The following is a 21,812-nucleotide window of genomic DNA, read 5'->3' on the forward strand; positions in this document are numbered from 1 at the left end:
CGGCGGCCCGGTCGGCCCCTGGTCGGGCGGGCCGGTCGGGCGGGGCGGGCGGGTCAGGGGCGCCAGGTGGCCAGGACGCCCTCGTACAGCTCGGCGTCCGTCAGCTCGCGCGGGGTCGGGCCCGCGTGGAAGAAGGACGTGTTGGGCGTCTTCAGCTTGCGGAGGTAGTCGAAGGCCTTGTTGTCGTGCTCGCCGAACGCGACGAAGGAGAAGAAGACCGCCGGGTGGTTCTTCGCGGCGTCCGTGAGGGACTGGGTCGCCGGGGTCTTCGCGTCCGGGGCGCCGTCCGTCTGGAAGACCACCAGGGCGGGGGTGCCCGGGGCTTCCTTCCCGTGGCGGGCGAGGACCTCCTCCACGGCCGCGTGATAGCTGGTACGGCCCATGCGGCCGAGGCCGGCGTGCAGCTCGTCGATCCTGTTCTCGTGGTCGGCGAGGGTCAGCTCGCCGGTGCCGTCCAGCTCCGTGGAGAAGAAGACCACGGGGACCGTCGCCGCCGGGTCCAGGTGGGCGGCGAGCGCGAGGGTCTGCTCGGCGAGCGCCTGGGCGGAACCGTCCTTGTAGTACGCGCGCATGCTCGCGGAGCGGTCGAGCACGAGGTAGACCTTGGCGCGGGCGTCGGCGAGGCCGACGTTCCCGAGGGCGCTGGCGGCGGCGGTGAACGCGGTGCGGAGGGTTGCGGGGACCTCGGCGGCGCCGGCCTCGGCCTCGCCTTCGGCCTCGTCGTCCCCACCCGCACCATCCGTGCGGCTCTCGTCGTCGGGTGCGGGTGACTCCTGCGGGGCGTCCTCGCCGTCGGCGGCCGCAGGCTCGGGGGCGGGTGCGGCTGCCGCCGCGGCGGGCTCGGGGGCGGGCTCGGCGTCCGTCTCCGGTGCGGCGTCCTTGTCCGGGGTGGCGTGCTTCTCCGGGGCTGTGTCCGCCGCCGGCTCCTCGACGGGCGCGACCTCGGCCGCCGGCTCCGCCTCGGCCCGCTCGGCATCCGCGGCAGCCTCGGGCTCCGCCTCGGCGGGGACCTCGGCGGCGGGTTCGTCCGCCACTGCCTCCGGCTCGGCGGGGGCCTCGGCGGGGACCTCGGACGTCGGCTCCGCCGGCACCTCGGACGTCGGCTCCGCCGGCACCTCGGCTTCCTCGGTCGCGTTCTCCGTCGGGGCCTCGGCCTTCGGCTCGGCCTCGGCCTCGTCCGCGGCGGACGGCGTCGCCACCTCGGGCTCCTCGGCGGACGCGTCCGCCTCGGCCGGGGTGGCGGCGGTGTTCTGCGCCTCGGTCTGGGTCTGGGTCTGGGGCTGCGGCTCGGCCTCGGGCTCCACGGCGGCGTCCGCCGAAGGCTCCTCGGCGGAGGCATCGGCCTCGGCTTCGTCCGCCTGCGCCTGCGGCTCGGCCTCGGCTTCGTCCGCCTGCGCCTGCGGCTCGGCCTCTGCCTGCGGCTCGGCCTCTGCCTCCGCCGTCTGCTCCGCCGGGGCTTCGGCCTCGGCGTTCACGTCGGCAGGGGTGTCGGTCTCGGCGTCGGTGGTCGCTTCGGCCCCGGTCGTGTCGGCGGCCTCGGCAGGTGCCTCGGGCGTACTCACGGCTTCGGACTCGGCAGGCGCCTCGGGCGTGCCGCCGGCCCCGGGCTTCGTGTCGGCGGATGCCTCGGGCTCTGCCTCGGTGTCGGTGGACGCCTCCGGCTCGGGGGCGGCCTCCGTGGCGGTGTTCTCCTCGGACCTCGTCGGCTTGGGGACCGTGACGTTGTCGAAGGCCGCCGCCACCAGGTCGTGCTCGTTCGGGGACTCCGTGCGGGGTTCCGGGACCTGGGCCGTCGGAGTGGGCTCGGAAGAGGGGGAGGGGAGTGTCGGTTCCTGCGCCCGCGTCGGTGTCGACGTCGGCGCGGACGGCTCCGCGGCGGCGGTCTGTTCCTGCGAAGGAACCTGTTCCGCACCCTCTGCCTCGGCCGTGCGCCCCTTGCGGGACCTGCCGAATGCATTCCGCAGGAGAGTGAGAATGCCCATTTGCGCAACCCTTCGCATGAGTTGTAGCCGTCAATCCCTGGCCAGGACGGACACGTAAGGTTAGCGGCCCCTGGTGGTGATCTTGGGCAGGGGTGAGTGTGCGGAATCCCGGTGTGTCAACACCGCCTCGAAAGCCCGCCGTCCCACCGTCCCACCGTCCCCCTGTCCCCCTGTCCCCCTGTCCCGCTGTCCCGCCGTCACGCGGTGGGTGAGGCGATGGCCCGTGCCGCCGCGATCTCCTGGCGCAGCGGCTGCAGGACGCTGTCCGGCGGTCCGGTGAGGTCGGTGCGGACCGGATACAGGACCTCCGTGTCCCGCAGGCCCTCGGCCAGCTCGTCCAGTTGCAGCGTGACCTGGGCGACCTCCTGCCCCGACGGCGGTTCGGCCCCGTGCTTCACGCGGACCCGGGCCGCGGTCGTCGCGTCCACGATCCGCTCCACCGCGACGACCAGCGGCCACCAGGCGGCCGCCCGCCGTCCGGTCGGCGGCGGCTCGGTCAGCGCGCGCTGGAACTCCGTGCGGACGACCGACAGGTCGCGGTAGAGGCGGCGGCGCATGCGGGCGCGGGCGGCGGGGTCGATGTCCGGTCCGAAGGCCGCGTCCGCGTAGCGGGCGGTGTCGGCGACCGCGTCGGCCAGCTTGTCGCCGACCCTGGTGTGCCAGCTCTCCGGCCAGAGCAGATAGCCGGCGACGAGCGCGATGCCGCAGCCGATGAGGGAGTCCGCGAGGCGGGGCAGCAGGAGGGCGGCGCCCTGGTGGTTGAGGGTGTCCGACAGGAGCAGGATCACCGGGGTGATCGCGGCGGTCTGGTAGCCGTAGCCGCGGGGGGTGAGCGCGGGGATGAGCGGGGCGAGCACGAGCATCACCGGCACGTCCCACCATCCCCTCGGCACCTGGGAGAGCACGGCCGCCGCGACCACCAGTCCGGCCACCGTGCCCAGTGCCCGCAGCAGCGCCCGGGAGAACACCGAACCGAAGTCGGGCTTCAGGACGAAGGTGATGGTGAGGGCGACCCAGTAGGACCGGGCCACCGGGACCGTGGAGACGAGGACCTGGGCCAGCCCGATGCACAGGGCGAGGCGCAGGCCGTAGCGCCAGGACGCGGCGGACAGGGCGACGTCCCTGGTGGCGCGGGCGGCCCGTGTCCGCAGCCCCGCCGGACGGCCGAGCCGGTCGTCCGTCGCGCCGGCGCCGCCGGGTTCGACGTCGGGGGCGGCGACCACCTCGGCGGCGTGCCGCAGGGCGTGGTCGACGGCGCGCGAGGTCTCCGAGTCGGGGGCGGGCAGCCGCAGGTCTATCGGGCCGGTGAAGCCGGTCTCCACCGCCCGCGCGAGGTGCAGCACCGCCTCGGGGACCTCCCGGGGAAGCGGGCGGCCGGCCTGATGGGCCGCGGGAGCCGCCTCCACGACCGGGGTGACGGCGTTCAGCTGGGCGACCAGCCGGGTCAGTTCGGGGCTGCGGCCGTGGTGGCGGGTGCGGCGGGCCAGGATGAGGTCGTACGACTGGTTCAGCGACTGGGTGACGGTGTGCCGCGCGTCCTCGTAGGCGTCGGGGACGTCGCTGCCGCAGGCCGCCAGCAGGTCGGCGACGGCGCGGTAGGCGGCGGCGACCGCGCTGCGTTCGGGAACCCCGGAGCGCAGCGGCCAGGCCAGCAGGGCGAGCAGGAGCACGAGCAGTCCGCCGCCGGTCATCAGCAGGGGCGCAAGCCACCAGGGGCCGGGCATGGGCAGCCCGGCCCCGACGACGCAGTTGAGCAGGAGCAGCAGTCCGGACACGGACGCCACGGCCCCGATCGTCGAGATCATCCCGGAGACCAGGGCGACGCCGGTGACGGTGGCCACCGCGGGCCAGCCGAGCCCGTACACGGCGGATCCCAGGGTCACGCCGACCGCGCCGAACAGCTGCGGGATCGCGATGTTCAGGATCCGCATGCGGTAGGCGTCGGCTGTGTCGCCGATGACTCCGGAGAGGGCGCCCATGGAGGCGAGCACGCCGTACGCGGGCTGTCCCACGGCGAGGCCGATCGCCAGCGGCAGGGTCATCGCGAGCGCGGCGCGGGCGACGGCGGGCCGGTTGACGGGGGCCGCCCGCTGCGGCCGGAGGTTCCGCACCAGCCAGTCGGGAGGAGTGAGGCCGATGGGGAACTCGCGGGACATGCGCTCATTATGGGCACCCTGTCTCGGTTCGTGAACAGTCCGTCTCGGCTGTCGGTCGGGACCGTCTCGTCCTGGACCTCTCGGCCTCGTCCCGTCCTCCCCTCCTCCCCTCGTCCCCTCGTCCCCTCGTCCCGGCGGAGGCTATGCGTCGATCGTCGTCAGGAAGCGGGCCAGGGCCTTGTTGAAATCCGTCGGCTGTTCCAGGTTCGGCAGATGGGCGGCGCTTCGGACGATGTGCAGCGTGGAGTGCGGGAGCAGGGCGTGCATGGCCTCCGCGTCGGACACCGGGGTGTACGCGTCGTCCTCGCCGACCACGACCAGGGCGGGGACGGCGAGCCGGGTCAGCAGGGGACGGTAGTCGGGGCGTTCGGCCCGGCCGCGCAGGGCCGCCGCGGCGCCCTCCGGGGCGGTGGACGTCATCATGCGGTGGACGTGCGCCTTGACCTCGGGGTGCGCGGTGGGCGCGACCATCTTCTCCAGCACCTCGTCGGCGTAGCCGCGCATGCCCTCGGCGAGCAGACGGTCCGCCATGTCGTTGCGCGCCGTCCGGCCGTCGGTGGTCTCCGGGTCGGGGGAGGTGTCGGCGAGGACCAGGCCGCGGACGCGGTCGCCGAAGCGGGCGCAGCACTCCATCGCGATCTGGCCCCCCATCGACAGACCGGCCAGGACGAACGCCTCCGCCTTCAGGCCGTCGAGCAGTTCCTCCAGGTCCTCGGCGAAGCGGGAGAGCGGGGTGACGCCGGGGACGACCGGGGACGCGCCGTAACCGCGCAGGTCGGGGGCGATCACCCGGCGGGTGGCGGAGAACGCCTCGATCTGCGGGGCCCACATGGTGCGGTCGAAGGGGTGGCCGTGGACGAGGACGAGGGGGAGCGCCTGAGGCGTATCCGCTCCTTTGTCCTCGTATGCGAGGAAGGGTGCCATGCGGCGACGGTAGGCCGGTATCGCTGCTCGGTGCAATAAGATCTTTGCCCTCGGTGCAATGACGCCGGCGCCCCTCGAGGAAGGTTCGTGTTCCGATGGCCGACTTCCGGTCGATCGCCGACCGCATCGCCGACGACATCGCCGCCGGACGGTTGCGTCCCGGCCAACGGCTGCCCCCGCAGCGGTGGTTCGCCCGACGGCACCGCGTCGCGCCGTCGACGGCCGGGCGGGTGTACGGCGAACTCGTGCGGCGTGGGCTGGTGGTGGGCGAGGTGGGGCGGGGCACCTTCGTGCGGGCCGCGCCGCCCGCCGCGCAGGGGCGGGCGCTGGTCGAGACCGCCACCGTCGCACCCGTCAACCTCGAGCTCAACTACCCTTCCGCGCCGGGCCAGTCGGAGCTGCTCGCCCCGGTTCTCGCGCCGCTGTTGCGGCCCGACGTGCTGACCGAGGCACTGCGTCCGGGCGCCGCCGACGGCACGCCGGCCGCCCGCGAGGCCGCCGCCCGGCTGCTCGCCGTCCCCGGCTGGCGGCCGGAGCCGGACCGGTTCCTCTTCACCGGCAACGCCCGCCAGGCCATCGCCGCCGCGCTCGCCTCGCTGGTCCGGCCGGGCGGCCGGGTCGGGGTGGAGGAGCTGACGTATCCGCTGGTCAAGGAGATCGCCGCGCGGCTGGGCGTGGTGCTCGTGCCGCTCGCCGGCGACGCGGAAGGCGTGCGGCCCGACGCGATCGCCGCCGCCCACCGCGCGGCTCCCCTCTCGGCGCTCTATCTCCAGCCGACGCTCCACAATCCGACGTCCGTGACCACGGGCGAGGACCGGCGGCGCGAACTCGGGCTGTTCGTAGTCGGGTTGGGGCTGCCTGTCGTCGAGGACCGCATCTGGTCCTTTCTGCACCCGGACGCCGTGCCGCTCGCCGTCCACGCCCCCGGGCTCGTCCACGTGGTGGACGGGCTGTCCAAACGGGTCGCGCCGGGACTGGCCGTCGGCTTCCTCGTCGTGCCGGAGCACCGGACCCGGGAGGCGGCGGCCGCGGTCCGGTCCGGCGGGTGGAGCGCGGGACGGTTCGCCGTGGAGGCGGCCGTGCGGTGGACGCAGGAGGGCGTGGTGCGGCAGCTCGTCGAGCACAAGCGGGCGGATGCCGCACGTCGGCAGGCGATCCTCGCCGAGCACCTCGACGGGTTCGTCGTCCGCACCGATCCGCGCGCCTACTACGCCTGGTGGGAACTGCCCGCGCCGTGGCGGGCGGACGCCTTCACGGCCGCGGCCGCCGCCCACGGCATCGCCGTCACCCCCGGCGCCGCCTTCGCCGTGGACCCGCACCGCACCCCGGACGCCGTCCGGCTCGGACTCGCCTCGGCCCCGGAGCGGGAACTCGCACGGGCGCTGCGGGTGCTGGCCGCCGTCGCGGCGGCCGGACCCGCGGCGAGCGGGATGGGCTGAACCGGACCGGACCGGACCGGCCGCGAGCCGTGTCGCCTTGCGCCATGTCGCCTTGCGCCGTGTCGCACCGGGGCGCGTTTGCGTGCGTGCGTGGCGTCTTGAGATGCGTCGGGCTCCGGTCGGGGCAGGGCCCGCCACGCCCCGGGTGGTCAGGCACTGACGTGTGTCGGCTCCGGAGGGGGTGCCGGGACGGGCGGCGCGGCGGGGGCCGCGGGGTGTCGCCGGTGGCGCAGCAGGCGGGCCAGGGGCGAGTCGGGGCTGCTGAGCCAGGTCGCCGCCGCCACCGTCAGGCCCAGCGCCAGCAGCAGCCAGGAGGCCGTGCGCAGGGTGGTGGTGAGGGCGTCGTAGACCGCGCCGGCGGCCGGCCGGTGAGCCTCGTCGGGGAGGTCGTCGAGGGTCAGACGGCGGCCGAGGGCGACCGCGAGGCCCAGGAACGCGCCGCCGAGCGCGGTGCCGAGGGCGGTCGCGGTGACGGCCCGGCGGCGGCAGGACGCCACCGCGATGCCCGCCACCCCGAACACGACGGCGGCCAGAGGCAGCCAGAAGCCTGCGACGTCGAGCACGTGGTAGCCCTTCCGGAGTGCGGCCAGGTCGTCGGACGGGAGCAGCGCCACCTGCGTGTGCTCGATGGGGATGCGTGCGGCGAACGGCACGTGATCCACCGTCAGCTGCTGCTTGAGGGGCGTGGTGACGGTCGCCAGGTCCACGGTGACGGGACGTCCGTCGCGGCCGGCCCGGTCGTCCCGGAGCGCCCGCATGACCGCGGTGTGCGCCGCCTCGTTGCCCGCGTCCCACGCGGTGCGGTAGGCGCGGGTCGCGGTGAACGAGCGGAACGCGTCGCGCAGGAAGAGCGCATTCATCCCGGCCTCGCGCGCCACCCCCTCCCCCACCGTGTCGGCGACGGCGTTCCGGACGTCGGGGTCGGCGGCGAGCGGCGCCATCGTGGTGACGTAACTGCGCGTGTCGGTGAGGCCGTACGCGGCCCAGGCCGCGAGTGCGCCGAACGGCACCAGCAGGCAGCACAGGGCGATGAGGGCGGCCGAGAGAGCGGTCCGCAGGCTTCGGGACACGCCTCCAGGCAATGGCTCCGGGGCGGGGAGCGCGAGCCCATGACGGCCGAACGGGTGGCGTCCGGGTCATGCCCTCCGGTGGAGGGTTCACCCGAACGGGTGTTTCCTGGTTCTGGGGAGAAGGAGGCCCGACATGCGCACCACTGTGGCCCTGCGGACCCTGGCCGCGGCCCTGCTCGCCGGCGGCTCCCTCGCCGTCGCGGCGAGCGGCGCCACCGCCGCGCCGGCCCTGCCCACCAGCGGCGGCGGTGACGACCCGGTCCGGGGCACCGTCGTCTCCCGCACCGAGCTGAACGTGCGACAGGAACCCACGACCCACGCGCCGGTCGTGGCGGCGCTCGCGCCCGGCAGCCATGACCTGGTGCAGTGCGGGGTCAAGGGCCAGAGCGTGAACGGCGACCCGGACTGGTACTGGCTCTACGGCGCGCAGGGCTGGGCGAGCGCCGCCTTCGTGGACGTCGGCCGCGCACACGTGCCCGACTGCGCCGACCCGTGCCCGCGCTGGAAGGACGGCGACTGGACGAACTGGGACGACCCGTTCACCGACAGTTCGTTCACCGTGTCGGGCTCCGGGTCGTTCAGCTTCTCCGGCACCTGGAGCTTCAGCGCCTCCGGATCGTCACAAGCCTCGTCGGACGGCTGGGAGTGGGTACCGGCCGGCCGGTGAGTGGAGGGATGAGGGAAGACCCGGGCCCCGGCGGAACACCGCCGGGGCCCGGGCGCGGATGCGTCCGTCCCTCCTGGGTCCTAGCGGATGCGGTGTCCGTCCGCGTCCTCACGCGTGTAGAAGCGGAAGAACAGCGCCGCGAAGGTGGACGCCGCGACCGCCAGCGCCCAGCCGGTCGACCGCAGCACGCTCGCGCCGGTCTCGCTGTACAGGAAGCCGAAGGCGCAGCCGGCGAACACCGCCCACAGCACGGAGTGCAGTTCGCGCCGCAGCCGCGGGGCGACGGCGTGCACGCCCAGCCAGAGCACCGCGAACACGAACGCGCTCACGAAGCCGAGCAGGAGGTTCCAGCCGGTGATGGGGCCTCCGGCGCGGTTGTTGGCCGCGACCCAGTAGCCGTAGACGAGGCCCAGTCCCACGGCTGTCGTCCACTCCGCGGCCCGGTGGGTCCGTTCGCTGAAGACGTCGGGTGTACGGGTCGGTGCCGACCGGGTCCGTACGCCTGACGCGGGTGCCGCATGAGCCATGAGAGGACTCCTCTCTCCTCGCCCCTGCCTTCCAGGGCACACCTGGGCGGGAGGGGTGGCAAGTCGGATGCACGAAGTGCGTGCGACGGGCCGTGTGCCGGGCCACTGCCCCGGGCCCCGTGTCGGCCCCTGCGTCATCCCTCGTGCCGGGCCGGGCCTGCCGGTCCGCGGCGGGCGACGAAGGCCCCGTAAGGGGAGGTTTGCAGTCCTGAGGCTCCCCTTCGCAGCAGCAGCGGTTACGGTGCTGAGGTACGTGATCGACAGGGGAGGGGACATGCGGGAGGGGACCATGCCCGGAACCGTGCTGCTGCTCGCGGCCTCGCCCAGGGGCAAGGGGTGTCTGGTCGACGCCGCCTCCGTGCTCCCCGTGCTGGCGGCCGTGCCGCCTCCCGTGCTGGCCGGCGCCGACACCGCGAACGTCGTCGAGCTCGCCGATCCGCTGGAGCCGCAGGCCGTGCTCACCCGGCTGCGGGCCGCCGCGGCCGCGCCCGGCCCGCTGACCCTGTTCGTCGCGGGGCAGCTGCAGCTCGACCGGCGGCAGCGACTGCCGCACCTGGCGCTCGCCCGGACGACGCCCTCCACGGTGCGTTACACCGGGTTCCCCTGGCACTGGTTCCGGGAGGAGCTGCGGCTGCGGGCGGCCGGGTCCACGACGGCCGTGCTCGATCTGCGCGCGGACCCGGAGACCTGGCAGTGGCTGCGCGCCAACCCGCTGGACTGCGGGCCCGCCACCGCCGTCTACGGGCGGATCGCGCCGCCGCCGGGCCGGCGGGAGGTCGCCGCGCCGACGTACATGAAGGCGGTCGCGACGATACTGCGCAGCGGGGGCCGTCCGGCCGTCGAGCGGCTGCACCAGGCGGCGCTGACCCGGATCGCCGGGGACGGTGAGGTCGGCGACCTGGTGCTCTCCGGCTCGGCCTCCCCGGTCACCCCGGTCTTCCCGGTCACCCCGGCCTTCCCGGGGGGCCCCGTTGCCCCGGTTGCCCCGGAGGGCGGGGCCCGGCCCACGTCCTTCGTCGTGCCGTCGGCCTCCGGGTTCCCCACAGGCGCCGCTGTCCCCGTCGGGCCCCGCGTACCGGCCGGTTCCGCCGTTCCGGTCGCCCCGGTCGCTTCCGTCATAACCGCCGGCTCCGGCGCGCCCGCCGCGCCCGCCGTTCCGGTGGGTCCGGGCGCTCCGGGTCTGCCCGTCGGTTCTGCCGCGCCGGCCGTCTCCGGCACGCCCGTCGGTTCTGCCGCGCCAGCCGTCTCCGGCACGCCCGCCGACTCGGCTGTGGCCAATGCCTCGGCCGGACCGGCGGCACACCCGGTGCCCGACGTTTCCGCTTCCGCGTCCGGCACGCCCGCCGACCCGGCTGGTCCCGCTGTCTCCGCCTCCGGCGTGCCCGCACCCGCCCGCTCGGCCTACGCCGGGCCGCCCGCGCCCGCGGTGCCTGCCGTCGCCCCTGCGCCGCCGGCCGTATCCCCCGCCCCCGCCTCTGCCATTGCCCCCGCCCCCGTCGCGCATGTCGGGCACGCGACCCCCGCGACCTCCTCGACCCTCCGCCCCCGGATCCCCTCCCCGGCGTCCGGCGGGGAGGGGGAGCCCAGGGGTGGGCGGGAGAGGCGCGACCTCGATCCGCACGCCGCCATCTCCACCGCCGTCCGGTCCGGACGGCACGCCGACGCAGACGTTCTCGCCGCGGGGCTGGAGCAGGCCGCTGCCGCGTCGTACGGGCCCGGGTCCGAGGAGGCGTTGCACTGGGCCGAGGTGCGGGCGGACCTGGCGATGTTCGCGGGGGACGCCGAGCGCAGCTGCCGTACCTGGATGACGGTCGCCTTCGCCCGGCTGGACGCCGGGCAGCCGGTCGACGCGCCCGCCGTGGAGGCGGCGGCCGACCGGGCGCACCACCAGTGGGGGCGGATCCCCGACGTGGCGCGGGCCCGGGCGCTGGGGCGGGCTATCGCGGAGTTGCGGGCCCGGGTGCCGGGCCGGCGCGAGGGTGCGCTGGACCATGTCCAGCGGCAGTTGCGGCAGCTGCAGACGTCCCCGGGGTGAACCGGTTCTCGCCCGGCCCCGGTGTCAGCGGTGGTCGGCCGTGTACTGCTGGGCCGTCGACGGGGGCGGAGCCGTGTCGGTGGTGGCGGCCGGGCCCGCGTTGGCGGCGGTGACCAGGGCCGCGACGGTCAGGAGTGCCGCCGCAGGGGCTCTCGCACAGGGCGCGGAGGGGCGGGCGGGGCGGGTGAAGGCGGCGCCCGACGCGTACCGCCCCGCTCATGCGCACCCCGCCCCGCCACCTCTCACCTCCCCCGCCGGCCCACCCCCGCGGCTCCGGTTTTCGCCGTGTGCCCGGGGTACTCGGCGGGCGGAGCACACGCCGGGCGGCCGGGCGGGCGGCCCGGCGGACGGAGGTGACGGCGTGAGCGACCAGGAATGGGACCGGATCGTCGGCGTCGTCGCCCGGGAGACGGGCGACGCCGTCGCCCAGGACGTGCCGCAGCGGCTGTGCGACGCCGTGCTGAAGCTGCTGCCGGTGAGCGGCGCGAGCGTGTCGCTGCGCGGCGAGGGGATGCCGGTGCCGCTGGGAGCGAGCGGGGAGAGCGCGGCGTACGTGCTGGAGATGGAGGTCACCCTGGGGGACGGGCCGGGTCTGGAGGCCGCCGAGACGGGCGCCGTGGTCGTCGCCCCCGACCTGACCTCGAGCCGGGACGCCGGCCGCTGGCCGGTGTTCGCGCAGCAGGGCGGCGGCCGCCGGGGTCCGGTCGGTGTACGCGCTGCCGCTGGGCGACCGCGCGGTGTGCGTGGGCACGCTCGACCTCTACCGTGACGTTCCCGGTGAGCTCGCCGTCGAGGAGGTGCGCACCGCGCGGGTGGTGGCCGACGTCGTGACGGCGGCGCTGCTGGCGCTGCCCCGGGACGATCAGGCCGGCCCGGACGGCGCCGGCCTCTGGCTCAGCCCGCTGGCCACCGACCACGGCGAGGTGTACCAGGCCGTCGGCATGCTGATGGCCCAACTCGGCGTCGCCGCGGACGAGGCGCTGGCGCTCCTGCGGGGGCACGCCTTCGCGGGGGACCGCACGGTGCTGGAACTCGCGCACGACGTCGTCGAGCACCGCACACGGTTCGACGACGACCCGGACTTCTGAGCGGGTGACCGCCCCGAAGCGCCCCCGGCGTCCAGTCTGCCCCCGCTTGCTCTCCGCCTGACCGCAGCCTCTCTCCCCGCCTGCCTTCCCGCCTGCTCTCCGCCCGCTTGTTCTCCGTCTGCTCTCGGCCTGCTCAGATCTGTACCTGCCCCTGCTTCCTGACGTCCTCCAGCCGGCGCACGCCCAGCTGCACGGCCGCCTGGGTCGCGGCGTTGGGGGCGTCGTCGAGACCGCCGTTGGTGAGGGTGAAGGCGTCCTCGCCGGCCCGTACGGCGGCGACGTCCAGGGTGAGGATCGTCGGGTTGCCGCCGAGGTTCTCCCCGGCGTTCTCCCCGGCGTTCTCGCCTGCGTTCTCGGCTGCGTTGTCGGCTGCGCCCGCCCAGCGCGTCAGCGTGACCCGCAGGCCCTGCCGCACGTCGCCCACCTCCGGCAGGGGCAGCTCGGAGACCTGCACGTCCAGCACGGCGTCGCCGGCCGCCTTGGCGGTGAACCGGGCGCATGTCTGCGGCAGCGTCCTCAGCCGGGCCAGGCTGCGGTCCACGTCTGCCGGGCGGCTGGCGGTGAGCTGGTAGCGGAGCTGGGCGCCGGAGTCCGGATCGTCGAGTGCGACGACCGCGCGGGCCGGTCCGCCGAGCAGCTCGTCGGCGTAGAGGTCGTCGAGGAGCCGCTGGCAGTCGGCGGGCGAGGCCGTCGCCTTCAGCATCCCGTCCCGCCAGGTCGCGGCGCCGCGGGTCGGGGTCCAGGGCGCGCCGAGGTCCCGCTCGGTGATGAGGGCGGCCTGCGCCTGAGCCTTGGTCAGTCCCTTCGAGGCGGCCGGCGCGGACGGCTTCGCCGACGACCGCTCCACGGTGGGGGTGGCCGGAGCGGCGGTCGGCGGATGCTCCAGGCCGAGGGTGGCGCAGCCCGAGGTGAGGGCGGTGACGGCGGTGAGGAGGAGCGTGGAGGCCAGGAGAGGACGGCGGGTCATCGGGGGTGCCTCCAGGGGTGGGCGCGGGCGCCGGGCCGGCGACGGCGTCCGCGTCGGCGAACCGGGGTGCTTTCTCCCACGTCAGCACCGGTGCGGCGGGGTGACCAGCGCGGCGGTCCGTACGGGTTACCGGCGTTGGTGCGGGCGGGTGGGCGGCCGCGGGAAAAGGGTGGCGTGCCGTGATCCGCCGTTGTTAGCGTGGTCGGCATGAAGCGCGCCCAGTCGTCCCTCACGACGACGCCGGAGACCGTCCCGGCGCGCTGATCCACGACTGGATGTCCGAAGCCCCGGGGTGAGCGCCCCGGGGCTTCTGCGTCCCCGGTTCCTCGCCCCGCCCCGAGCGAGGGAGCCCCCCGTGAACGACCACCACCCCGCCTCCGGCCACCACCCCGCCTCCGGCCACCACCCCGCCCCCGGCCACCACCCCGCCCCCGGCCACCGCCCCGCCCCGGGCCACCGCCTCGACCCCGGTCACGGACCGGAAGGGGACGGCGCGTGCCCCGACTCGGGTCAGGAGCGGGACCACCGCCGTCTCGGCCGCGCGCTCGGCCTGTTCGACACCGACCCCCTGATCGGCGCCGGCCTGCCGTACTGGCTGCCGGACGGGGCGATCGTCCGGCACACCCTGGAGGAGTACGTCCGGGAGACCGAACGGGCCGCCGGCTACCGGCACGTGTACTCGCCGGTCCTCGGCAAACGCGAGCTGTACGAGATCTCCGGCCACTGGGCGCACTACAGCGAGGACATGTTCCCGCCGATGGAACTGGGCGCCGAGGAGGTCGTCCTACGGCCCAGCCTCTGTCCGCACCATGCGCTCATCTACCGCTCGCGCTCCCGTAGCTACCGTGAACTGCCCCTGCGTATCGCCGAGTTGGGCGGGATGTACCGTTCCGAGCCGTCCGGGGTGCTGGGCGGCCTGACCCGCGTGCGGGCCATCCAGCTCAACGACGCGCACGTGTTCTGCACCCTGGAGCAGGCGGTCGACGAGGCCCGCGCGGCGCTCGGCCTGATCGCCCGCGCCTACGCCGACCTGGGCGTCCGCGCCTCCCGTCACCGGCTCTCGCTGCCCGGCGAGGGCGGCAAGTACGTGGCCGACCCGGAGCTGTGGCGGCGGGCCACCGCGCTGCTCAGGGAGGTCCTGGACGGCGCCGGCGTCGCCTACGAGGAGGCGGAGGGCGAGGCCGCCTTCTACGGCCCGAAGATCGACGTGCAGATCACCGACCGCGCCGGACGCGAGGCGACCCTCTCCACCGTGCAGATCGACTTCCACCAACCCGCACGCTTCGACCTGCACTACGTCGGCGCCGACGGGGCGAAGCACCGCCCGGTGATGGTGCACCGCAGCGTCGTCGGCAGTGTGGAGCGGGTTGTCGCCCACCTGATCGAGGAGCACGGCGGGGCGTTCCCGGTCTGGCTGGCACCGGTGCAGCTGGTCGTGCTGCCGGTGTCGGAGGCGCAGCGGGAGGCGGCGGCGGAGCTGGTGGGCCGGGCGTCGGCCGCCGGGTTGCGGGCGGAGCTCGCGGGTCCGGAGCAGGGCAGCCTCGGCGCGCGGGTGCGGGCGGCGCGGCTCGCGCCGTACCAGGCGGTGATCGGGGAGCGGGAGGCCCGCGCGGAGCGGGCCGCCCTGCGGCTGCGCGACGGCCGCCGGCCCGGTGAGCTGACCGTCGGCGACCTGGTCGGGCGGATCGCCGAGCGGGCGGCGGCGCGCGGTACCGCCCTGTGGGAGTGAGCGCGCCCGCATAGGGTCGTGGACGACCGTGGCGCGGAAGGAGTCCCTGGTGACCGAGCCGAACAAGGCGACCGAGGCGAACAAGGCGACCGAGGCGAACAAGGCGAACGAGGCGAGTGAACTGTCCGAGCAGCCCATTCCCGTGATCATCGACTGCGACACCGGCGTCGACGACGCCCTCGCCCTGCTGTTCGCGGTACGCCATCCCGGCCTGGACCTGCGGGCGGTGACCTGTGTGGCCGGGAACACCGACGTGGACGGGGTGGTCCGCAACACGCTGACCGTGCTGGAGCACGCGGGCGCGAGGGACATCCCGGTCGCCCGGGGCGCCGAGCGGCCGCTGATCGAGCCCGTCCGCACGGCGTCGCACGTGCACGGCCAGGACGGCATGGGCGACCTGGGCCTGCCCGTCCCCACCCGCCGTCCGGTCGACGTGGACGCGGTGACCCTGCTGCGCCGGGAGATCCTGGCCTCCCCGCGCCCGGTCACCCTCGTCCCCACCGCGCCGCTGACGAACATCGCCCTGCTGCTGCGCACCCACCCGGAGGTGACCCGCAACATCGAGCGGATCGTTTTCATGGGCGGTGCGGTGACCACGGGGAACGCCACGCCGGTCGCGGAGTTCAACGTGTGGCACGACCCGGAGGCCGCGGCGGTCCTGCTGACCGCGGGCGTGCCGATCACGATGTACGGCCTGGACGTCTTCCAGCGGGTCCTGGTCCCGGCGGCGGACGTGGCGCGGCTGCGGGCGAGCACGGAGCCGCGTCTGAAGCTCGCGGGCGCGCTGCTCGCGCACCGTGACCCGGCGAGCTCCGGCGACCCCACGCCCACCGGGGGCCTGGGCGACGCGGGCGCGCTCTGCGCGGTGGCCGACCCGGCGGGCCTGACCACCGAGCTCCTCCCGGTCGAGGTCTCCCTCGCCCCCGGCCCGGCCCGAGGCCAGACGGTCGTCGACCGCAGGCCGCGCCCCGGCGAGTCCGAGATCCATGAGGGCGTACGCGAACAGACCCTCGTGGATGTGGCGTTGGACGTGGACGTGGAGCGGTACGTGAAGCTGTGGCTGACCGCGGTGGAGGGCGTCTAGGAACAGCGTCCAGGAACAGCGCGACGGCCGTCCGGTCACCCGGTACGGCCGTCCCGTCACCCGGCGCGGGCCGACACCGGCGCCGGGTTTTCACCGACGTCGACGCCAGGCCCGCGCCGGCCTCCGCGTCAGGCGCGCGTGGCCTTGCGGCGCCGCGTGGCGACGACGATCGCCGCGCCGCCCGCCAGCAGCGCAGCCGCGCCGCCCGCGATCAGGGGCGTGTCGCTGCTCGCGCCGGTCTCCGCGAGGTCGCCGCCGCCGCCGTTGGGCGTGGGGGCGGGCGCGGTGGTCGACTCGGAGGCGGACGGGGTCGGCGAACCGCTGTCGGAGGGCGACGCGGACGGCGGCGTGGAGTCGCTCCCGGACGGGGTCGACGGCGTGCCGGACGGGGTGCCGGACGCACTGCCCGACGGCGTGGTCGGCGGGGTGACCGGCGGCTGCTCCGTGACCGTGCAGTCCTTCGTGCCGCCGTTCCAGGCCGCGATCAGCTTGTCCTTGATGACGGGACGGTTCGGCCCCTTGGGCAGGTCGCCGTGGACGAGGCCGTCCTTCGCGTCGAGCTTGCCGTCGAACTTGACCGCGCCCCGGTAGAGGTCGATCTGGGCGAAACAGCCCGCGTCGGGCACGGCGATGTCGAGGCTCTCGGTCTGGCCGGGCTTCACCGTCACGGTGTCGAAGTCGACGAAGACCTGCTCACCGGAGGTACCGAAGCTGGAGCCGTGGGCGAGGTAGGAGGCCAGGGAGGCGGTGCACGTCGTCGCGTCGCCGGCGGCGCGGACCTTGACGTGGATCTTGCCGTCCTCGGTCGGCTTGAGGTTCTGGTCGTCGACGCGCACCGAGTCGAAGAAGTGCGTTCCGTCGAGCGAGAACTGGCAGCGGTCGGTCTGGGTCTCGGTGCCCGCGCCCGTCCCCGGCCGGTAGTGGCCGCCGGACTTCCAGCCGTCGCCGCCGGGAGTCCCGGTGTCCGCGAAGGCGATGGAGGCGGCGGCGACGGAGGCGGCGCACAGGGTGAGCGAAACGGCGCCCGCCCCCAGCAGGCGGCGCACGGTGACAGTTCTCGCTATGGACATAGGGATCCCGTTCTTGGCGAGTCGCCGGGGCTGACCGGTCGGATCAGAAGACGGCATCAGCCCGAGGCGTCAGAAGAGCAGCGGAGCGGCAGAGCAGAAGAGCAGCGGAGCAGAAGAACAACAGCGGAGAGAAAGGACAGCGGAGAAGAGCGGCGGAGAGGATTGCCGGGCTCATCGGTCACGGCTGCCACGAAGGCCACACGTGTCACAGAGGCCACAGCGTGTGTCCATCGTCGTGTGCATGCCGGATGCCTGTCAACCTGCGTCAAACCTTGGGGAGTTCAAGTTTCCGCCACATGTTCCCCATGTACGGAATGATCTGTTCCGAAGAGTCCGACGTTCACTTTTCGGGCACAGTGGACAGACTGCGTGCATGACCGATTTCTCCCCCCACCGCCCCGACTGGTGGCGTCAGGCCGTCGTCTACCAGGTCTATCCGCGCAGCTTCGCCGACGCCGACGGGGACGGCCTCGGGGACCTGCGGGGCGTCACCGGCCGGCTCCCCCATCTCGCCGCCCTCGGCGTGGACGCCCTCTGGCTCTCCCCGTTCTATCCGTCCGAGCTCGCCGACGGCGGCTACGACGTCGCCGACCACCGGGACGTCGACCCGCGCCTGGGCTCCCTGGCCGACTTCGACGCCCTCGTCGCCGAGGCCCACCGGCTCGGCCTGAAGGTGATCGTCGACCTCGTGCCGAACCACACCTCCCACCGGCACCCCTGGTTCCGGGAGGCCCTGGCCGCCGGCCCCGGCGCCCCCGCCCGCGACCGCTACGTGTTCCGCGACGGCCGCGGCCCGGGCGGCGAACTGCCGCCCACCGACTGGCAGTCCGTGTTCGGCGGCAGCGCGTGGCAGCGCGTCCCCGACGGCCAGTGGTACCTCCACCTCTTCGCCCGTGAGCAGCCCGACCTGAACTGGGACCGCGAGGAGGTCCGCGAGGACTTCCGCACCACGCTGCGCTTCTGGTCGGACCGGGGCGTCGACGGCTTCCGCGTCGACGTGGCCCACGCCCTCGCCAAGGACCTCGCCGAGCCCCTGCGCGACCTGGGCGCGCCCGAGCTCAGCGGCGACGCCGGCCTCGCCCGGCTGGCTCCGGGCACCCACCCCTTCTTCGATCGCGACGAGGTCCACGAGATCTACCGCGACTGGCGTCGTGTCCTCGACGCGTACACCCCGCCGCGCACGGCCGTCGCCGAGGCGTGGGTCCCGGGCGACCGCCGTGCCCTGTACGCCCGTCCGGACGAACTCGACCAGGCGTTCAACTTCGAGTACCTGCAGGCCGGCTGGGACGCGGAGGAGATCCGCGCGGTCGTCATGGACTCGCTCGCCGCCGCCCGGGCCGTCGGCGCCTCGGCCACCTGGGTGCTGTCCAACCACGACGTCGTGCGCCACGCCTCCCGCCTCATGCTCGCGCCGGGCACGGACCACGACGCCTGGCTGCTGTCCGGCGGCCGCTCCCCACGCGTCGACGAGCGGGCAGGGCTGCGCCGGGCCCGGGCGGCGACGCTGCTGATGCTGGCGCTGCCCGGATCGTCGTATCTCTACCAGGGGGAGGAGCTGGGCCTGCCCGAGGTGGCCGACCTGCCCACGGAGGTCCTCCAGGACCCGGTGTGGGAGCAGACCGGCCGGGCCCGCAAGGGGCGCGACGGCTGCCGGGTGCCGTTGCCGTGGACGACGACGGGTCCGTCGTACGGCTTCGGCGCGTCCGGCGCGTGGCTGCCGCAGCCGCCGTCCTTCGCGCATCACTCGGTGGAGGCGCAGGACGGCGTGGCGGGCTCCACTCTGGAGCTCTACCGCACGGCGCTGCGCCTGCGCCGCAAGCTGCTGGAGGGCGAAGAGCTCGGCTGGGCGCGGGAGACCCCGCCGGGCGTGCTGTCCTTCACCCGCCGCGACGGCTGGCGTTGCGTGGCCAACCTGTCGGACGCGCCCGTGCCGCTGCCGCCGGGGGAGGTGCTGCTGAGCAGCACGCCCCTGTCCGGCGACGGCCGGCTGGGCCCGGACACGACGGTCTGGCTTGCCTAGGGCGTCTTTCAGAAGCCCCGGCTGCCCGGCGACGCCTGGCACGCACGCTCGCCTCGGCCGCCCTGACGGCGTGGGCCGCCGGCCCACGCCGCCGGCGCGGCTACTGGCTGGTGCCGGGCTGGCCGGCGGGTTGGCCGTTGCCGGGTTGGCCGTTGCCAGGCTGGCCGTTTCCGGGTTGGCCGTTTCCGGGCTGGGGGTTGCCGTTCACGACGCCACTGAGGTCCAGCGGGGTGGAGGTGGCGGTCGGGGGCGGATTGAGGACGACCATGGGCTGGCCGGCCGGCGGGACCGGAGGGGTCATGTCCGACTGGGGCAGCTTGGGCGGCGTGGTCTGGTTGAACAGCGTGGTGTCGAAGTCGACCAGACCGGTCTTCTCCATCACCGTGATGTGGTCCAGCACCGTGTCGTTGGCCTGGTCGGCGAGGGCGCGGACGAGCGTGTTCTTCGTCGTCGACCGGATCTTGGCGATCGTGTTGAAGATCGAACCGTGCGTCATGCGCAGGATGTTGGCGAAGTCGGTGTCGAACTGCTTGCCGCTCTCCGCCTTCAGCTGGGTGACGAAGCCCTCCTGCTGCGGGCTGGCCACGTTGGGCAGCTGGATGTTCAGCATCGGCGCGATCTTGCGGCAGCTGGTGTCCAGCGCGCCGTGACCGTCGATCAGGTGGTTGCTGGCGGTGCGGATGGCCGGGGTCTGGCTCTTCTGGAGCCCGAGCTGGCCCAGTGGGTACTCCCACAGTCCGGCGGCCCGGACCTTCACCACGAAGTCTCTGTCGCCCTCGGTCAACGGTCCCCACTGCGTGTTGGCGATGATCCGGTCACCCGAGGTCGACACGGTGTCCAGGCCGAGCATCGACGGGTACGCGAGGGCGCTGAGGGTCAGGGTGAGCGCGCCCCCCACGAAAATAGTTCCCATCATGTTGCGCGAAAGTGCCACCGTTCCTCCTGCCCGTCGGGGAATCCGCCGTCGTGTCGTCGCCCGGTGGGGACCCGGACGTAGAGAAGTACGCACGCGGTGCCGTTCGGACTCATCCGGTCCGCCAGAAAGTTGATGGACCGTGCACAGGGCGAGCGAGTAAGTTCCCAAAAGGAACTCACCGGATCGAGAGGGGACCCTGCCGTGCAGCAGACCTGGACCGCCGTCGACGCCTACTTCAACGACCTGCTGGTGGAGGAGGACGACGCCTTGCGCGCGGCCGGGGAAGGCAGTGAGGCCGCCGGTCTGCCGCCCCATCAGGTGGCGCCGAACCAGGGCAAGCTGCTGCACCTGATCGCCCGCCTCCGGGGCGCCCGCACGATCCTGGAGATCGGCACCCTCGGCGGCTACAGCACCCTCTGGCTCGCCCGCGCCCTGCCCGAGGACGGCCGTCTGGTGACGCTGGAGTCGGACGAACGGCACGCGCGAACGGCGGCGGCGAACATCGCGAGGGCGGGATGCGGGGGCGTGGTGGACCTGCGGGTGGGCAAGGCGTCGGACACGCTGCCGCTCCTCGCGGCGGAGCTCGGCGACGAGGGGTTCGACCTGGTCTTCATCGACGCGGACAAGCCGTCCAACCCGCTCTACCTGGAGTGGGCGCTGCGACTGACCCGCCCCGGCAGCGTCATCGTCGGCGACAACGTGGTGCGCGAGGGCGCGGTGACGGACGCGGCGAGCAGCGACCCGCGCGTCCAGGGTGTCCGCACCTTTACCGAACTGATCTCGCGGCACCCGAAGTTGACGGCCACCGCGGTGCAGACGGTGGGCGAGAAGGGGTACGACGGTTTCGTGCTGGCACTGGTGACGGACTGAGACGCGACGGGACACGGAGGGCGGGGACATGGGGAGCGGGGACACGGAGGGCGGGGACATGGGGAGCGGGGACACGGAGGGCGGGGACATGGGGAGCGGGGACATGGAGGGCGGGGACATGGGGAGCGGGGACATGGAGGGCGGGGACATGGGGATGAGCACCGTACGGCTGACGGAGATCACGTACTACCCGGTGAAGGGCTGCGCGGGGACGTCGCTCACCGAGGCGACGCTGACGTCGACCGGTCTGCCGCACGACCGCGCCTACGCGATCGCCGACGAGAAGGGCGAGCTGCGCTGGCAGTGGGGGGACCCCCGGATGGCGCTGATCTCCCCGGAGTCGAGCGACGGCGAGGTGACGCTGCGCGCCCCGGGCCGGGACCCGGTGCGGGCCGACAGTCCGAACGTGCACGCCTGGCTCACGGAGTTCCTGGGCGTCCCGAGCACCCTCGTCCCGTCGCCGGCGGGCAACGCCCACCGTCTGCACGTCGTCTCGCGCGCCAGCCTGGACGCCCTGAACCGCCGCCTCGCCGCCCGGGGAGCCGCCCCGCTGCCGATGAACCGCTTCCGCCCCAACCTCGTCGTGGACGGCTGGGACGACCCCCACACCGAGGACCGCGCCGCCCGCCTCGCCGTCGCCGGCACGGAACTGGCCTTCACCGAGGACACGATCCGCTGCGCCATCACCATGGTCGACCAGCGCACCGGCCGCCGCGCCGGTCCGGAACCCCTGCGCACCCTGGGGGACTACCGCCGGGCGGACGCCGGCGGCATCGCCTTCGGCGCCTACTTCCAGGTCCGTCGGCCGGGGAGGATAGCGGTGGGCGACGAGGTGGCGGTGCGTTCCGGGCCGGCCGTCGGACCCTGACCCGAGCGCATCCGGGACGCCGCTGACGTCACGTACCCGGGGATGCCTGGAACGCGGCGGAAGCCCCGTACGCGGCGGACGCCCCGTACGCCCGGGGCACCCGGACTTCCTAGACGCCCTCGGCGTGCCGGACGTGCTTCGTACCGTCCATGGCCTTCGTCTGGCGGCGTTCCTGGAGGGCGCGGTTGATGGTGTGCACGCGGATCGCGGTGAAGAGGACGACGGCCGCTCCGATGGCGGCCATCTGCCACTCGCCGTCCCGGACGGCCGCATAGAAGAGGAAGCCGCTGAAGAGGACGCCGAAGGCGACGAGCAGGGGTTCGCGCACCCAGAACGGGAGCACGCGGATGACGAGACCGATCATCCGGCTACTTCAGCACCCCCGGCCCGCACCTGCTGT

General features: G+C 74.5%; 18 protein-coding genes and 1 pseudogene. 10 read left to right on the top strand and 9 right to left on the bottom strand.

Annotation, left to right across the window (positions count from 1 at the left end; translation table 11 throughout):
• Nucleotides 1–53: 53 nt before the first annotated feature.
• The 3 genes from QF032_RS20705 to QF032_RS20715 form a co-directional block, all read right to left on the bottom strand.
• Nucleotides 54–1,982: a VWA domain-containing protein gene (locus QF032_RS20705; RefSeq protein WP_307056995.1), complete on the bottom strand. Its 1,929-nt coding sequence runs from the start codon at nt 1,980–1,982 to the stop codon at nt 54–56.
• Between the two features lie 197 nt (nt 1,983–2,179).
• Nucleotides 2,180–4,138, bottom strand: a complete 1,959-nt coding sequence (locus tag QF032_RS20710) for an FUSC family protein (protein WP_307056997.1) — start codon at nt 4,136–4,138, stop codon at nt 2,180–2,182.
• Nucleotides 4,139–4,279: 141 nt separating this feature from the next.
• Nucleotides 4,280–5,062 (bottom strand): alpha/beta fold hydrolase, encoded by a 783-nt coding sequence (locus tag QF032_RS20715; protein WP_307056999.1) that lies wholly within the window; start codon nt 5,060–5,062, stop codon nt 4,280–4,282.
• A gap of 95 nt (nt 5,063–5,157) precedes the next feature.
• Between QF032_RS20715 and QF032_RS20720 the strand changes: the two genes are divergently transcribed.
• Nucleotides 5,158–6,501 carry an aminotransferase-like domain-containing protein gene (locus QF032_RS20720; RefSeq protein WP_307044642.1) on the top strand — a complete coding sequence of 448 codons (1,344 nt, stop codon included), beginning with the start codon at nt 5,158–5,160 and terminating at the stop codon, nt 6,499–6,501.
• 149 nt (nt 6,502–6,650) lie between these two features.
• Here the strand turns inward: QF032_RS20720 and QF032_RS20725 are convergent, their stop codons facing one another.
• On the bottom strand, nt 6,651–7,571 hold the full coding sequence (locus QF032_RS20725) for a hypothetical protein (protein WP_307057001.1): 921 nt from the start codon (nt 7,569–7,571) through the stop codon (nt 6,651–6,653).
• A gap of 133 nt (nt 7,572–7,704) precedes the next feature.
• Between QF032_RS20725 and QF032_RS20730 the strand changes: the two genes are divergently transcribed.
• Nucleotides 7,705–8,238: an SH3 domain-containing protein gene (locus QF032_RS20730; protein WP_307044646.1), complete on the top strand. Its 534-nt coding sequence runs from the start codon at nt 7,705–7,707 to the stop codon at nt 8,236–8,238.
• Between the two features lie 80 nt (nt 8,239–8,318).
• On the opposite strand, the gene QF032_RS20735 is transcribed toward QF032_RS20730, so the two are convergent.
• A complete protein-coding gene (locus QF032_RS20735) occupies nt 8,319–8,765 on the bottom strand; it encodes a hypothetical protein (protein WP_307044649.1) in 447 nt (148 codons plus the stop codon).
• 289 nt (nt 8,766–9,054) lie between these two features.
• Between QF032_RS20735 and QF032_RS40900 the strand changes: the two are divergent.
• From QF032_RS40900 to QF032_RS20750, 3 genes and pseudogenes are all read left to right on the top strand, one after another.
• Nucleotides 9,055–9,675 (top strand): annotated as a pseudogene (locus tag QF032_RS40900) (hypothetical protein); the annotation flags it as partial.
• Between the two features lie 1,486 nt (nt 9,676–11,161).
• Nucleotides 11,162–11,569 carry a hypothetical protein gene (locus tag QF032_RS20745; protein ID WP_307057003.1) on the top strand — a complete coding sequence of 136 codons (408 nt, stop codon included), beginning with the start codon at nt 11,162–11,164 and terminating at the stop codon, nt 11,567–11,569.
• On the top strand, nt 11,544–11,888 hold the full coding sequence (locus QF032_RS20750) for an ANTAR domain-containing protein (RefSeq protein ID WP_307057005.1): 345 nt from the start codon (nt 11,544–11,546) through the stop codon (nt 11,886–11,888). Before QF032_RS20745 ends, QF032_RS20750 begins: the two co-directional genes overlap by 26 nt.
• A 133-nt stretch (nt 11,889–12,021) precedes the next feature.
• Here the strand turns inward: QF032_RS20750 and QF032_RS20755 are convergent, their stop codons facing one another.
• Complete coding sequence (locus QF032_RS20755) at nt 12,022–12,855, bottom strand: hypothetical protein (protein ID WP_307057007.1); 834 nt, start codon at nt 12,853–12,855, stop codon at nt 12,022–12,024.
• Between the two features lie 355 nt (nt 12,856–13,210).
• Here QF032_RS20755 and thrS point away from each other — a divergent pair, with 355 nt between their 5' ends.
• Together thrS and QF032_RS20765 are read left to right on the top strand one after the other, a co-directional pair.
• Nucleotides 13,211–14,584, top strand: coding sequence for a threonine--tRNA ligase (gene thrS, locus QF032_RS20760; protein ID WP_307057009.1), 1,374 nt, complete (start codon nt 13,211–13,213; stop codon nt 14,582–14,584).
• A gap of 121 nt (nt 14,585–14,705) precedes the next feature.
• Nucleotides 14,706–15,668 (top strand): nucleoside hydrolase, encoded by a 963-nt coding sequence (locus tag QF032_RS20765; RefSeq protein ID WP_307050206.1) that lies wholly within the window; start codon nt 14,706–14,708, stop codon nt 15,666–15,668.
• Nucleotides 15,669–15,796: 128 nt separating this feature from the next.
• Here the strand turns inward: QF032_RS20765 and QF032_RS20770 are convergent, their stop codons facing one another.
• Nucleotides 15,797–16,738, bottom strand: coding sequence for an LAETG motif-containing sortase-dependent surface protein (locus QF032_RS20770; protein WP_307044658.1), 942 nt, complete (start codon nt 16,736–16,738; stop codon nt 15,797–15,799).
• Between the two features lie 373 nt (nt 16,739–17,111).
• Between QF032_RS20770 and QF032_RS20775 the strand changes: the two genes are divergently transcribed.
• The gene (locus tag QF032_RS20775; protein WP_307044661.1) at nt 17,112–18,758 is read left to right on the top strand and encodes a glycoside hydrolase family 13 protein; all 1,647 of its coding nucleotides are present in this window, start codon (nt 17,112–17,114) and stop codon (nt 18,756–18,758) included.
• Between the two features lie 100 nt (nt 18,759–18,858).
• On the opposite strand, the gene QF032_RS20780 is transcribed toward QF032_RS20775, so the two are convergent.
• On the bottom strand, nt 18,859–19,671 hold the full coding sequence (locus tag QF032_RS20780; protein ID WP_307060322.1) for a DUF4142 domain-containing protein: 813 nt from the start codon (nt 19,669–19,671) through the stop codon (nt 18,859–18,861).
• A gap of 204 nt (nt 19,672–19,875) precedes the next feature.
• On the opposite strand from QF032_RS20780, the gene QF032_RS20785 reads away from it, so the two are divergent.
• Together QF032_RS20785 and QF032_RS20790 are read left to right on the top strand one after the other, a co-directional pair.
• Entirely contained in the window at nt 19,876–20,544 is a 669-nt protein-coding gene (locus tag QF032_RS20785) for an O-methyltransferase (protein ID WP_307057011.1), read from the top strand.
• A 28-nt stretch (nt 20,545–20,572) separates the two neighbouring features.
• On the top strand, nt 20,573–21,412 hold the full coding sequence (locus QF032_RS20790) for an MOSC domain-containing protein (RefSeq protein ID WP_307057013.1): 840 nt from the start codon (nt 20,573–20,575) through the stop codon (nt 21,410–21,412).
• Nucleotides 21,413–21,521: 109 nt separating this feature from the next.
• On the opposite strand, the gene QF032_RS20795 is transcribed toward QF032_RS20790, so the two are convergent.
• Nucleotides 21,522–21,776 carry a hypothetical protein gene (locus tag QF032_RS20795; protein WP_306950617.1) on the bottom strand — a complete coding sequence of 85 codons (255 nt, stop codon included), beginning with the start codon at nt 21,774–21,776 and terminating at the stop codon, nt 21,522–21,524.
• Nucleotides 21,777–21,812 lie beyond the last annotated feature (36 nt).

Origin of the sequence: Streptomyces achromogenes (assembly GCF_030816715.1) — a bacterium.
Lineage (GTDB): Bacteria > Actinomycetota > Actinomycetes > Streptomycetales > Streptomycetaceae > Streptomyces > Streptomyces achromogenes_A.

Bases quoted from the DNA above. Each gene is read 5' to 3' on its own strand.
- QF032_RS20705 (WP_307056995.1), bottom strand. From the start codon at position 1,982: ATGGGCATTCTCACTCTCCTGCGGAATGCATTCGGCAGGTCCCGCAAG.
- QF032_RS20710 (WP_307056997.1), bottom strand. From the start codon at position 4,138: ATGTCCCGCGAGTTCCCCATCGGCCTCACTCCTCCCGACTGGCTGGTG.
- QF032_RS20715 (WP_307056999.1), bottom strand. From the start codon at position 5,062: ATGGCACCCTTCCTCGCATACGAGGACAAAGGAGCGGATACGCCTCAG.
- QF032_RS20720 (WP_307044642.1), top strand. From the start codon at position 5,158: ATGGCCGACTTCCGGTCGATCGCCGACCGCATCGCCGACGACATCGCC.
- QF032_RS20730 (WP_307044646.1), top strand. From the start codon at position 7,705: ATGCGCACCACTGTGGCCCTGCGGACCCTGGCCGCGGCCCTGCTCGCC.
- QF032_RS20735 (WP_307044649.1), bottom strand. From the start codon at position 8,765: ATGGCTCATGCGGCACCCGCGTCAGGCGTACGGACCCGGTCGGCACCG.
- QF032_RS20755 (WP_307057007.1), bottom strand. From the start codon at position 12,855: ATGACCCGCCGTCCTCTCCTGGCCTCCACGCTCCTCCTCACCGCCGTC.
- QF032_RS20770 (WP_307044658.1), bottom strand. From the start codon at position 16,738: ATGTCCATAGCGAGAACTGTCACCGTGCGCCGCCTGCTGGGGGCGGGC.
- QF032_RS20775 (WP_307044661.1), top strand. From the start codon at position 17,112: ATGACCGATTTCTCCCCCCACCGCCCCGACTGGTGGCGTCAGGCCGTC.
- QF032_RS20780 (WP_307060322.1), bottom strand. From the start codon at position 19,671: ATGGGAACTATTTTCGTGGGGGGCGCGCTCACCCTGACCCTCAGCGCC.
- QF032_RS20790 (WP_307057013.1), top strand. From the start codon at position 20,573: ATGGGGAGCGGGGACACGGAGGGCGGGGACATGGGGAGCGGGGACACG.
- QF032_RS20795 (WP_306950617.1), bottom strand. From the start codon at position 21,776: ATGATCGGTCTCGTCATCCGCGTGCTCCCGTTCTGGGTGCGCGAACCC.